An 11,902-nucleotide genomic window follows, 5' to 3' on the forward strand; every position below is an offset into this window, starting at 1 on the left:
GACGGACGACCCCTCCGACGACGAGAGGTCTCCCCTCCGGCGGGCGGCAGCGTCTCGGTGGGTGTGGGTGTCTCCGCCGCCCTACGACACCTCCGGCGCACCGCGGCTCAGCACGAGTACGGCGGCGTCGTCGCTGTGTCCGGTCATCTCGGCGACCTCCATCACTTTGTCGGCCACCTCTTCCGTGTCCAGGGACAGGGACTCCTGCAGGATGCGTGCCACGGTGCCGAGGCCCTCGTCTATGGAGAAGGTCGGTCCCTCGACGACCCCGTCGGTGAGCAGGGCGACCATGCCGTGCGGGGGGAAGGTGTGCTGCGTGACGGGGTAGCGCTCGCCCGACTGGACCGCCAGGGGTGGCCCGCCCGGGTCCTCGATCACGCCGGACCCGCCGTCCTCGTGAGCCCAGACCGCACTGGTGTGCCCCGCCCTGGCGCTCCACACTTGCCATGTCCGCGGGTCCACCCGCAGAAAGCTGCACGTGGCGAAGAGCGGACTGTCCAGGGCGATCAGCAGATCGTTGGCCGTACTCAGGACATCGCCCGGATCGGCGGAAGCGGTCGCCGCGACGGCGCGCAGCACGATCCGGATCTGGCCCATGAAGGCGGCGGCATCCACGTCGTGCCCCTGCACATCGCCGATGGAGAGGGCGAGGCAGTCGTTGTCCAGGAGGAAGGCGTCGTACCAGTCGCCTCCGATGTCGAGCCCATGCCTGGCGGGCGCGTACCGCGCGGCGACGCGCAGCTCCGGAACGTCCGGAAGCGTACGGGGCAGCATGCCCCGCTGCAGTGCCTCGGCCAGCTCGACCCGGGCGCGCTGGCGCTCGATCTCCTCCCGCGCCCGCGCCGTCAGCTCGCCGAGCTGCGACAGAAGATCGTCGGCGTTCGCCGGGCGCGGGTTCCGTTGTCGACGCCGGTACCGGGGCATGCCCTCAGATTAGGTACACCCTCTCCACACCGCCCGTCGGCTCCCCCCGAGGGCCCGGGGCATCGGATGGCGCACGGAAGGTTACGGAAAGTGGGCGCAGCCGACTCCGGGCCGGAGGCACCTCGAAGCACCGTCCACGCCATCCCCGGGGCCTTCCCGTGGCCGGTTCCCGCGGTTCAGCCGGTCCGCAGGCGGACGGTGCTCTTCTCGGCCAGTGGCGAGTGGTACTCGGTGAACAGCTTGCCGACGAGTTCGCCCCTGCTGGAGACACCGACCTTCTCGAAGACCGCCTTGATGTGGTCGCGGACGGTGTGCGGCGACAGATGCAGTTGCGCGGCGATCTCGCCCGTAGGCAGCCCGCGGGCGATGTACTGGGTCACTTCGGTTTCGCGAGCGGTCAGCTCGTAGGCATCGACGATGAGCGGCACGATCTCCGAGGACTTCGCCGGCTCCATCACCACGGCGGAGGAGCCCAGTTGGCCGTCGGCATCGCGCAGGCACGACGCGTGGCACACGAGCCAGCGACCTGACCGGTTCCTGACCCTGGCGCGGGCCTGCCCTCGGTCACGTTCCTGCGCTACCGCACGTGCCTTCAGCGCGATCGCCTGTATCCAGGCCGGGACACGGATCCCCTGAGGCGAGGCGATCGCCGGCCCTTCCGGCAGGCCGTCGAGGTAGCCGAGGGCTTCGTCGTTGGCCGACAGCAGACGGCCTTCCGCGCTGAACAGCAGCAGTCCAGGGCCGTGCGGGGAGTCGGGCAGGGCGTGCGGTGCGGGTTCGGCGAACGAGCGCAGCTGCTTGGCGAGCGGAGAGAGCAAAGAAGCGATCAGCTTGGTCTCAGCCGCGTCGAAGGCCGCACGGCCCTTCGTTCTGAAGAGGCTGATGTGGCCCTGCGGGTGGCCGCCGACGCGCAGTACAGCGCGCAACTCGTCCTGGAAGCCGCGAGGCCGCATGAAGGACCGATACAGCGTGCTGCGTGCGGGGAGGTCTCCGGTGGTCTCGCGGAGTCCGGCCACAGGTACCGGAGCCCGAGCCAGATCACGGAACAGGTTCACGTTCTCGGTGAACAGTTCGGTCTCCCAGTAGACGGCGCAACCGCTCTCGTCGAGGTTCTCCGCTCGGATCGGTGCGGTCATCATGCCGGTCACCGGGTCCGTGACGCGCCAGACGGCCGCGTCGTACGGCAGGAGGCGCCGCAGTTGGGAGGACGCCTCGGCGAACATGCCGAGTGCGTCGGTGGCCTTGGCGGACCGGGAGAGCAGCTCTGCTCGGCCTATGGCGATGCGGGATGGAGCCGAACTGGTCATTGGAGAACTCCGGACGGGCAGTCGGCAATGAAACAGGAAGTCTCACGGCGCGAGCCGTAAGAATCTCCCCCGTTCACGGGGGAGAGCGTCAACTGAGGACTCTCCCAGTCACGGCCCTCGCTTCCTACCCCTCATCCGAGGGGGGCGGTCCCAGAGGGGCCCTTCAACCGGGGGATGGGGCGCGGAATCCGGGGCGAGAACACTGCTGTTCATCGTCGTGGCGCCGGCAGAAGGCGCGATGCGGGAACCGGAGAAGGCGGGACCGTTGACAGAACAGCAAGGACACCCCTGGGGTACGAAGGCGGCCATGGACCGCCTCACCGCGCGGCCGAAGAGGGAGGCGTACATCCCCGACCGGCCCGGGTACGACCGGGAACTCCCGGGGTTCCGCCGGATCGCGGAGGGCCGGCCCGCCGTGGTCGTCGCGGCGCCGGAGCCCGGTGACGGGAGCGCCGCGGTGTCCTTCGCCTGCGGGTTCGGACCGCCGGTCGCGGTCCGGGCCACAGGGCACGGCATCGTGGCCCCGGCGGAGGGCGGCGTGGTGATCACCACGCGGTGGACGGGCGCGGTCCCCACTGGCGCGCACCCGCGTACCGCGTATGCCGAGGCCGGTACCCGGCGGCGCCAGGTGGCCTCGGCTGCGGCCCGCTGCGCACTCGCCCCGGAGTCCTCGTGACCACCCAACAGGCCGCGGCCGGCGCGGAATTCGGAACCACCCCGGCCCACAGTGCCCGTTCGGCCGGACTGCGCTACGGCGCCCTCTTCGGTCCCGTGGTCTTCGGCGTCACCGCCGCGGGCGTCGCGCTGCCCGACGTCGCAGCCGCCCTCCACGCTTCGCCCGCCGCGACCGCATGGGTCCTCACCGCCCATGCGCTCGCACTCGGCGTCGGCACCGCCTTCTTCGGACGCCTGGCCGATACCCGTGGCCTGCGTACCGCGCTGCTGCTCGGCTCGCTGGCCCTGGCTCTCGGCGCCGCCATCTGTCTCCTTGCGCCCGATCTCCGCGTGCTGGTCGTCGGCAGGTTCGTCCAGGCCGCCGGTTCCGGCGGTATGGCGGCCTGCGCCATGGCGCTCACGGCCTCGGCGGCGCCGGAGACGCGCCCCAGAGTGTTCGCCGGCTTCGGTGCGACCATGGCGGTCTTCTCCGCCAGTGCCACGCTCGCGGGCGGCGTCCTCACGGAGTGGGTGACCTGGCGGATCGCGCTGGTCCTGCCCGTACTCTCCCTGCTCGTCGTTCCGCTCTGCCTGGCGGGAGCCCGGCCGCGCAAGAACTCCGGCAGGCCCATGGACCTGCCGGGGGCCGGGCTGCTGACGGTGACCGCGATGTCGTTCCTGATCCTGATCCAGTCCTCCGCCCTCGCTCTGACCGGTTCGGTCAACACGGTGACTGCCGCGGTCTTCCTGCTGTCGGCGGCCGGTCTCGTCCGGCGGGTCCGCACGGCCGAGACATCCTTCGTTCCCCGGGCGCTGGTCACGGACGGTGTCTTCCTCCGTGCCGCGATCACCGGTATCGGGGTGTACGGAGGACTGTTCGCCGCCATGTACGCCGTGCCGCAGCTTCTGGTCGGCGAGCACGGCTGGAGCGTCCTGGCGGTCGGTGTCTGGCTGCTGCCCGGTGCGGTCGTCGGCGCCGTACTCTCGCGCCTGGCCGGCAAGCTCACCGCAGGCGACCGCGGCCACCGCCTGCTGGCGGCGGTGGCCCTCGCGTTCGCTGCGGCTCTCGCCGGTGCCCTGGCAGGGTCGGGTGTCCTGCTCCTGATCCTGGGCGCCTCGCTCGGCTTCGCTGCCTTCTCCGTGACCCAGGTCTTCACCACCGCTCTGATGTCGGCACACATCGAACCCGCCCGGCGCGGAGGCGCGATGGGCCTGCTCAACCTCGCCTTCTTCGTCGGCGGAGGCGTCGGCAGCGCGAGCGCCGGCGCCCTGGCCAAGACGATGTCCCTCGGCTCCGCCCTCGGCGTCATCGCCCTCTTCCCGCTGGCCGCCGCACTCAGCTCGTTCACCCTCGGGCGCCGGTCCCGGTAGCGGCACCGGCATGCGCCGCCCTCCCGGCCGGCGCCGACGGCCGGAACGCGGGCCACGGCCCCGCTCACAGAACCCGGGGCCACGGCCCCGCTCACAGAAAAGGCGGCGCGACCACCCGGTGGTCGTGCCGCCTCTCTCGCCGGGCGGTCAGCCCGCGCGGTGGCTGGGAGGCGGTTTTCGCCGGGAGAGGGCGTGGCGGGGGTGTACGGGGGCGATGTGGAGGACCAGGAGGCGCAGGCAGGCCAGTGCGGCGAGGGGCGGGAGTACGGCGACGGCGATACCGGTGAAGTTCGGCGTCGTCTGCGTGAGGCACAGCGCCGCCGTGACGGCGGAGAAGAACAGCAGGACCGACCACGCGGCCCGCGCCCGCCTGCCGCGGACGGAGGGGGAGCGGAGCATGAAGAGCGAGGCCGCCACCCAGGGGCCGTGCAGCAGTACGGGCCACCACGTGGCCAGTTCGTCCACGACGCTCGCGGCCGAGGTGCGGGCGAACCCGTAGGTGACGATGCCGCCCACGGTGCTGACCCCGGCGAACGTCGCCACGAGCAGTGTGGTGACGATGAACGACATGACGGGCACGAGCAGTTCGGGCGCCGTCCTGCGGCCCCGCCTGTGTGCCGGCTTCGCCATGCCTGAGCGGCCGAGCGGCGCTTCCGTCTCGATGGTGCGCCCGCTCTCCGACTCCCAGCGCGCCTCCTGCAGCAACTGCGTCAGGTCGGCATCGAAGTCCCACCCGGGTCCGTAGCCCGACAGGTGCGGAGGGTCCAGGCTGTCCTGCCGCTGCCCGGGGAGCAGCGGGGGAAGGAACAGGCCCTCCTGCTCGGTGGGCAGCCCCGAACCGTAGTGCGCCAGGTACGGGTCCGAGTAATCCGGGTACTCATTCACCGGCGTCCTCGCAAGCGCTCAGCGAGATCCACTTCCGCTGGAAGTCGGTTTCAATGCGGCCCATTTGCTCCAGGAATTCCTCCAACGGGCCGCAGGGGTAAGGAGAATGAGCCGAGTTTGTTCTCTTCACATAAACGGAGTAGGCGTGTTGGTCCTCTGTGCCGCCAACTTCAGGGCGGGTGCGTGTGTTTGTCGTAACGTCGCCATACTCTGTTGCGTCAATCGGCTGAGGCATACCCGGGAAACGATAGGCACCGGCGCTTGTGGCGCTCCCTGAGGGTGAACGACTACGGCATCGAGGTGAATCCGCTCTCTTTACCTGAAAAGCGGCGGCGTTCCGGAAGGGAATTTCCGGAGGGCGGCAGGGAAGGTCCGGAGGGCGGCAGGGGAAGAGCGGGCCACTGTGGCCCAGGGGACCACTCACCGTGCTGAGGGGAAAATGATGGGCCCGCTGAGGGCGGTGTGAGGGATCACCCCCTTCAGCGGAGGCGCCCTGTGTGCCTAGCGTGGGCCCGTACGAGCATGCCGGTCGGCATGAGGTGCGGCATGCCGGTCGAAGGGCCGCCCGAGCGGAAGGCAAGCACATGGACAGCACCCCACACGGCACTTCACACGGCACTTCACACGGCACCGCACACGGTGACGCGGCCGGAGCGCAGCAGCGGATCGCCGGTGCCCCGATCACCTGGGGCGTGTGCGAAGTGCCGGGCTGGGGGCACCAGTTGAGGCCCGAGCGGGTGCTGCGCGAGATGCGGGAGGTCGGGCTGGCGGCGACCGAGTTCGGGCCCGAAGGTTTTCTGCCCTCCGAGCCCGGTGCGCGTGCGGAGACGCTGCGCCGCCACGGACTGCACGCGGTCGGTGGCTTCACGCCCCTGCTGCTCCATGTGCCGGGGGCGGATCCGCTGCCCCGGGCCGAAGCGCTTCTGGCCGGTTACGACGCGACGGGCGCCGATGTCCTGGTGCTCTCGGCGGTGACGGGCCAGGAAGGGTACGACTCACGCCCCGAGCTGGACGAGGCAGGCTGGAAGACGCTGCTGGCCAATCTGGACAGGGTCGCGGGGCTCGCGGCGGAGCGGGGCGTGCGCGCGGTGCTGCACCCGCACGTCGGCACGATGGTCGAGAACGGTGAGGAGGTCCGCCGGGTGATGGAAGGCTCCGCGATCTCGCTGTGCCTGGACACGGGTCACCTCCTCGTCGGCGGCACCGACCCGGCCGAACTGACGCGCCAGGCGCCCGAACGTATCGCGCACACCCATATGAAGGACGTCGACGCCTCCCTCGCAGCGAAGGTCCGCACCGGACGCGTGTCCTACACCGAGGCCGTACGCGACGGCATGTACCGGCCGCTCGGTGCGGGTGACGTGGACGTGGAGTCCATCGTCGGCCACCTCACCGCCACCGGGTTCGAGGGCTGGCACGTCCTCGAACAGGACACCGTCCTCACCGGGGAGCCCGGCGCCCACGGTCCGCTGGACGACGCGTGGACCAGCGCGGAACACCTCCGTACGCTCCTGACCCGTACCGCCTAGGCCGTGGCGCACCCGTATCCGATCCGGGAGATCGCCCGGCAGGCGGGGCTCAGCGAGGCCACCGTCGACCGGGTGCTCAACGCGCGCGGCGGCGTACGCGAGAGCACCGTGCGGGAGGTGCGGCGGGCCGTCGAGGACCTGGACAGACAGCGCACGCAGGTGCGCATCGGTGGCCGCACGTTCATGATCGACATCGTGATGCAGTGCCCCGACCGGTTCTCCTCGGCCGTACGGGACGCGCTGGAGGCCGAACTCCCCTCGCTGCGCCCCGCCGCGCTGCGCTCACGCTTCCACTTCCGTGAGACGGGCCCCGTCGGGGAGCTGGTGGCGACGCTCGACCGGATCGCGGCACGCGGCTCCCAAGGCGTGCTGCTCAAGGCGCCCGACGTGCCCGAGACCGTCGCGGCCGTCGGCCGCCTGGCGGCGGCGGGCATACCTGTGGTGACGCTGGCGACCGACCTGCCGGGCAGCGCGCGCCTCGCCTACGTCGGTATCGACAACAGGGCGGCGGGTGCCACGGCCGCCTACCTCGTCGGGCAGTGGCTCGGCGACCGCACGGGCGACGTGCTCACCACGCTCAGCCGCGGGTTCTTCCGTAATGAGGAGGAGCGGGAGATGGGCTTCCGCAGCGCCATGCGCACCGCACAGCCCGGCCGGCGCCTCGTCGAGGTCACCGACAGCGACGGCCTCGACGCCACGCAGCGCGACCTCGTACGCGAGGCGCTGCGCGCACACCCGGGCATCCGCGCGGTCTACTCGGTCGGCGGGGGCAACGCCGCCACGGCCGAGGTGTTCGCGGAGGCCGGCAGGGACTGCGCCGTTTTCGTGGCACACGACCTCGACCACGACAACACCCGCCTCCTGCGCGAGGGCCGCGTGTCGGCCGTGCTCCACCACGATCTGCGCCAGGACATGCGCGACGCCTGTCTGACCGTGATGCGCGCACACGGCGCCCTCCCTGACGAGGGGCCGCCGCAGCCCTCACCGGTCCAGGTCGTCACCCCGTACAACGTGCCGAGCACATCGGCAGCCCGCCGCTGACCGTGCCGCCGGGCGCACGGGGCCGGGGCTCATGGCGGCGAAGGGCGCGCTCACACCGGGGGCAGCGCGGCGGCGAAGCGGCCGGCGATGGCGGCGGGGGCGGTGATCGCGCCCCCGACGATGACGGACCAGGCCCCCGACTCCAGCGCCGTACGGGCCTGTTCGGGCGTGTGCAGGCGGCCCTCAGCGCAGACGGGCGCGTCCAGGCGAGCGGCCAGGTCGGCCACCAACTCCAGGTCGGGGCCCGGCCGTTGAGGGCTGTAGGGGGTGTAGCCGGAGAGCGTCGTGGAGACCAGGTCGGCGCCCAGCGCCACCGCGGCCACGCCCTCTTCGGCCGTGGAGACATCCGCCATCAGCAGCTTGCCGAGCCCGTGCACCGTCTCCACGGTCTCGCGCAGCGGGCGCCCGTCGGGGCGGGGACGTGAGGTGGCGTCCACCGCGACGATCTCGGCCCCCGCCTCGGCGACGGCGCGCGCGTGCGCGGCGGTCGGCGTGATGTAGACGCCCTCGGCGCCGTCCTTCCACAGCCCGATGACGGGCAGCGAGACGGCCTCGCGCACCGCCAGGATGTCCTCGATGCCCTGTACCCGCAGCGCGGCGACGGGGGCGCCCGCGCTCACCGAGGCGGCGATCGCCGCGATGTGCGAGGGGGAGCGCAGGGGGTCTCCCGGAGGGGCCTGGCAGGAGACGACCAACTGCCCCCTCAGCTCAGCGAGCAGCGCGCGCACGCGTGCCCCGGGCATCGTGGTCCGGCTGGGCGCTTCGGATACCGGCTCGGTCATGCTCTGTCCTCAGTCCTTCGTTCGGGTCGGTCTTCTGCGGTCCGCTGTTGGTCGGTCGGTCCGCTGTCGGTCCGCTGGGCCGTCGATACGTCGATACGTCGGTCCGTCGGTACGTCGTCCGCCGGGCTGTTGGTCCGCCGGTCCGTTGCTTCCCTGTGCGGCGGGAGCGGCGTGCGCTCAGTCCCGTCTCTCCAGGAGCAGCGCCGCGGCCCCGATCACGGCGGCGCGCGGTCCCAGCGCCGCGAGTACGGGCCGTACGGCGGCGGGCCCTGGCAGCAGTTCCGCGGCGAACGCCTCCGTCAGGGGCTCCCAGAAGGGCGAGCCGACCGACGCGACGCCGCCGCCGACGACGACCCGTTCGGGGTCGAAGGTGTTGACCAGCCCGGCCAGCGCACGCCCGAGCGCCGCCGCGCCCTCGGCGAGCGCCACCCCTGCCGCCCCTGCCGGTCCCGCCGCTTCCGCCGCCTCCGCGAGCGAGGCGACCGTTCTGAGGTCGTGCACGTCCGTCTCGCCGCTCAGTTCGCGGAACCGTGCGGTGATCGCGGGGCCGGAGGAGACGGCCTCCAGGTGGCCCGTACGGCCGCAGTTGCACGGGCGGCCCGCTGCCTCGGGTACGGCGATGTGGCCGAACTCGCCGGCCGTCCAGTGCGCTCCGCGCAGCAGCCTGCCCCCGGTGACCAGCCCGCCGCCGATGCCCGTTCCCACGCTGACGTAGAGCGCGGAGTCGCAGCCGGCTCCGGCGCCGTAGGTCTGCTCGGCCAGTGCGAAGACGTTCGCGTCGTTGTCGGCGGCGACCCGCAGGCCCAGGCGTGCCGTCAGCTCCTCGGCCAGGCGGGTGCCGGCCCAGCCGGGCAGCAGGTCGTTGGCCGACAGGACGACGCCGCGCGCCCGGTCGATGACACCGCCCGTGCCGATGCCGAGTCCGTCGGCCGCCTCCCGGCCCGGGAGCGCGGTGACGGCCGCGGCGATGGCGTCGAGCACGGCGGCCGGGCCCTGCGCGGCGGGCGTGGGACGGACGACGCTGGTCAGCAGCGCGCCGTCGTACGAGACCAGCCCTGCGGCGATCTTCGTGCCGCCGACGTCGACGCCGAGCAGGGTGCCGGCTGCGGATGCGGTGCTCACTGCTGCCCCCTGCGGACGGTGAAGCGGATGTCGTAGCGGTCGGCGCGGTAGATCGTCGTCGTTGCCTCGACCGGGGTGTCCCTGTGGTCCATCCCCACACGCTGGACGCGCAGCCCCGAACTGCCCAGCGGCACGCCCAGCAGTGCCGAAGCGGTTTCGTCCAGGTCGACGGCCCGCACGATCTGGTCGGCCGAGCGGATGTCCAGCCCGTAGCGCTCGTTCAGCAGCATGTAGAGCGAACCGGTCAGGTCCTCGTCGGTGAGACCTGGGACGCGTTCGGCGGGGAAGTGCACGTTCTCCAGGCACATGGGGGAGCCGTCGGCGAGCCGCAGCCGGGAGACACGTACGACGTCGGAGTCGGGCTCCACGCCCAGGCGTTCGGCGAGCTGCCGCCCCGCGCGCACGGTCCCGGCCGCCAGCAGCCGGGATCCTGGCTCCAGCTCGCGGGCGCGCATGTCCTCGGAGAACGAGGTCAGCGTGAGCGACTTGGAGACCACGGGCGGTGCGACGAAAGTGCCCGCGCCCTGTACCCGGTAGAGGCTGCCCGCCGCTTCGAGTGCGTCCAGCGCCTGCCGGACGGTGTTGCGGGAGACGCCGTGCCGCGCGGAGATCTCCCGTTCGGTGGGGAGCGGGGTGTGCGGCGGTGAGCCGGTGATCCCGGCCAGCAGAGCCTGCCGGAGTTCCTCGTGTTTGGCCTGTCGGGCCACTCGGCACCACTCCCAGGTCGACATTGATAGGTACCAACCAATCGACAAAATCTTACGTCAAACCTTGTGTGATGACTATCGCGGTGCAAGATTGGTACCAGCCAATGTTGGCTGAGTGAAGTTGAGTGAAAGGGAAGATGCCATGGCGTCGCTCAGTGGAACCGTGCCGCGGGACGGCGGTGGGGGCGCCCGTGGCGGAGGTGCCGACCTCCGCCCTGTGATCGGTGTCGCGCTCGTCGCGGCTCTCGGCGGGCTGCTGTTCGGCTACGACACGGGCGTGATCTCCGGAGCCCTGCTCACCATCGAGGACGACTTCTCGCTCACCTCGCTCAGCTCGGGCGTCGTGGTCAGCTCGATCCTGGTCGGTGCGATGATCGGCGCAGCGGGCGCGGGGAACCTCGCCGACCGCTACGGCCGCCGCCCGATCCTGGTGACGGCCGCCGCCGTCTTCACCATCGGCGCGCTGATGGCGGCCCTCGCGCCCTCCGCGATCCTGCTCACCGCTGCCCGGCTCGTCCTCGGCCTCGGTATCGGAACGGCCTCCAACCTCGTTCCCGTCTTCATCGCCGAGGTCGCACCGCCCCGCTACCGGGGTCGCCTCGTGGGCCTCAACCAGCTCATGATCACGCTCGGCATCGTGCTCGCGTACGTCGCCAACTACGCGCTGCACGACGTCACCCACAGCTGGCGCTGGATGTTCGGCCTCGCCGCCGTCCCCGCGCTGCTCTTCGGCGGCGGCATGCTGCTCATGCCCGAGTCGCCCCGCTGGCTCGCGCTGCGGGGCCACACCGAGCGCGCCAGGGCGGTACTGGAGCGGGTGCGGGGTGTCGGGCACACGGCCCTCGTGAACGCCGAGCTGGCGGAGATCACCGCGGGCTCCGAGGGCAAGCCGGCCGCGCCCCGCAAGGGCAGGTGGCGCGCGCTCGCCGACCCCTCCGTGCGTCCCGCGATCGTCGCGGGCGTCGGCCTCCAGATCCTCGGCCAGGCTTCCGGCGTCAACACCGTCATCTACTACGCGCCGAAGATCTTCGAGAGCAGCGGCCTCGGCTCGTCCTCCTCGATCCTGGCCACCGTCGGCGTCGGCATCGTCAACCTGGTCATGACGCCCGTCGGCATGCTGGCCGTCGACCGCTTCGGACGTAAGAAGCTGCTGGCCACGGGCGCCGCCATCATGACGCTCGCCCTCGCGGGACTGGCCGCCACCCTCGCGGCCGGCGGTCAGGAGTCCTCGTTCGCCTGGCTCGCCGTCCTGTGCGTGGTCCTCTTCGTCGCCGCCGTCGCCACGACGCTCAACGTCGTCGTCTTCATCATCCCGTCCGAACTGTTCCCCGCGCGCATCCGCGGCACGGCCATGAGCGCCACCATGTTCTCCAACTGGACGATGAACTTCCTGGTCTCGCTGACCTTCCTCTCGCTCCTGGACACGCTCGGCGGGACAGGCACGTTCACCCTCTACGCAGCCGTCTGCGCCCTGCTTTTCCTCTTCACCCTCCGGCGCATCCCCGAGACCAAGGGCAAGAGCCTGGAGCAGATCGAACGCGAACTGGCGCCGCGCGCGAGCACGTTGTGACCCGGTCGCC

Annotated in this window: 11 protein-coding genes; 5 read left to right on the forward strand and 6 right to left on the reverse strand. The window is 71.7% G+C overall.

All coding sequences use genetic code 11. The features are described 5' to 3' along the window. Positions 1–81 precede the first annotated feature (81 nt). Both NMN56_RS29575 and NMN56_RS29580 read right to left on the reverse strand, forming a co-directional pair. Entirely contained in the window at positions 82–924 is an 843-nt protein-coding gene (locus NMN56_RS29575) for a PP2C family protein-serine/threonine phosphatase (RefSeq protein WP_274042124.1), read from the reverse strand. A gap of 176 nt (positions 925–1,100) precedes the next feature. Then, a complete protein-coding gene (locus NMN56_RS29580) occupies positions 1,101–2,231 on the reverse strand; it encodes a LuxR C-terminal-related transcriptional regulator (protein WP_274042125.1) in 1,131 nt (376 codons plus the stop codon). A 307-nt stretch (positions 2,232–2,538) separates the two neighbouring features. On the opposite strand from NMN56_RS29580, the gene NMN56_RS29585 reads away from it, so the two are divergent. Further along, positions 2,539–2,907, forward strand: a complete 369-nt coding sequence (locus NMN56_RS29585) for an FAD-binding protein (protein ID WP_280842725.1) — start codon at positions 2,539–2,541, stop codon at positions 2,905–2,907. Then, positions 2,904–4,256, forward strand: a complete 1,353-nt coding sequence (locus NMN56_RS29590) for an MFS transporter (RefSeq protein ID WP_274042129.1) — start codon at positions 2,904–2,906, stop codon at positions 4,254–4,256. The genes NMN56_RS29585 and NMN56_RS29590 overlap by 4 nt, the downstream gene beginning before the upstream one ends. 147 nt (positions 4,257–4,403) lie before the next feature. Here NMN56_RS29590 and NMN56_RS29595 read toward each other — a convergent pair whose 3' ends face one another. Then, the gene (locus tag NMN56_RS29595) at positions 4,404–5,141 is read right to left on the reverse strand and encodes a hypothetical protein (protein WP_274042130.1); all 738 of its coding nucleotides are present in this window, start codon (positions 5,139–5,141) and stop codon (positions 4,404–4,406) included. 584 nt (positions 5,142–5,725) lie between these two features. Here NMN56_RS29595 and NMN56_RS29600 point away from each other — a divergent pair. After that, positions 5,726–6,670: a sugar phosphate isomerase/epimerase family protein gene (locus NMN56_RS29600; protein ID WP_274042131.1), complete on the forward strand. Its 945-nt coding sequence runs from the start codon at positions 5,726–5,728 to the stop codon at positions 6,668–6,670. Positions 6,671–6,673: 3 nt separating this feature from the next. Then, positions 6,674–7,711 (forward strand): LacI family DNA-binding transcriptional regulator, encoded by a 1,038-nt coding sequence (locus NMN56_RS29605; protein ID WP_274042132.1) that lies wholly within the window; start codon positions 6,674–6,676, stop codon positions 7,709–7,711. A gap of 50 nt (positions 7,712–7,761) precedes the next feature. On the opposite strand, the gene NMN56_RS29610 is transcribed toward NMN56_RS29605, so the two are convergent. The 3 genes from NMN56_RS29610 to NMN56_RS29620 form a co-directional block, all read right to left on the reverse strand. Beyond that, complete coding sequence (locus tag NMN56_RS29610; protein ID WP_274042133.1) at positions 7,762–8,493, reverse strand: N-acetylmannosamine-6-phosphate 2-epimerase; 732 nt, start codon at positions 8,491–8,493, stop codon at positions 7,762–7,764. A 177-nt stretch (positions 8,494–8,670) separates the two neighbouring features. Then, positions 8,671–9,615, reverse strand: a complete 945-nt coding sequence (locus NMN56_RS29615) for an ROK family protein (RefSeq protein WP_274042134.1) — start codon at positions 9,613–9,615, stop codon at positions 8,671–8,673. Continuing rightward, entirely contained in the window at positions 9,612–10,322 is a 711-nt protein-coding gene (locus NMN56_RS29620) for a GntR family transcriptional regulator (protein WP_274042135.1), read from the reverse strand. Before NMN56_RS29620 ends, NMN56_RS29615 begins: the two co-directional genes overlap by 4 nt. A gap of 142 nt (positions 10,323–10,464) precedes the next feature. On the opposite strand from NMN56_RS29620, the gene NMN56_RS29625 reads away from it, so the two are divergent. Continuing rightward, positions 10,465–11,892 (forward strand): sugar porter family MFS transporter, encoded by a 1,428-nt coding sequence (locus NMN56_RS29625; protein ID WP_274042136.1) that lies wholly within the window; start codon positions 10,465–10,467, stop codon positions 11,890–11,892. Positions 11,893–11,902: the final 10 nt, after the last annotated feature.

Origin of the sequence: Streptomyces iconiensis, from assembly GCF_028657195.3 — a bacterium.
Classification (GTDB): domain Bacteria; phylum Actinomycetota; class Actinomycetes; order Streptomycetales; family Streptomycetaceae; genus Streptomyces; species Streptomyces iconiensis.

Coding starts and splice junctions, on each gene's coding strand:
- NMN56_RS29575 (WP_274042124.1), bottom strand. CDS start 924: ATGCCCCGGTACCGGCGTCGACAACGGAACCCGCGCCCGGCGAACGCC.
- NMN56_RS29625 (WP_274042136.1), top strand. CDS start 10,465: ATGGCGTCGCTCAGTGGAACCGTGCCGCGGGACGGCGGTGGGGGCGCC.
- NMN56_RS29580 (WP_274042125.1), bottom strand. CDS start 2,231: ATGACCAGTTCGGCTCCATCCCGCATCGCCATAGGCCGAGCAGAGCTG.
- NMN56_RS29600 (WP_274042131.1), top strand. CDS start 5,726: ATGGACAGCACCCCACACGGCACTTCACACGGCACTTCACACGGCACC.
- NMN56_RS29610 (WP_274042133.1), bottom strand. CDS start 8,493: ATGACCGAGCCGGTATCCGAAGCGCCCAGCCGGACCACGATGCCCGGG.
- NMN56_RS29585 (WP_280842725.1), top strand. CDS start 2,539: ATGGACCGCCTCACCGCGCGGCCGAAGAGGGAGGCGTACATCCCCGAC.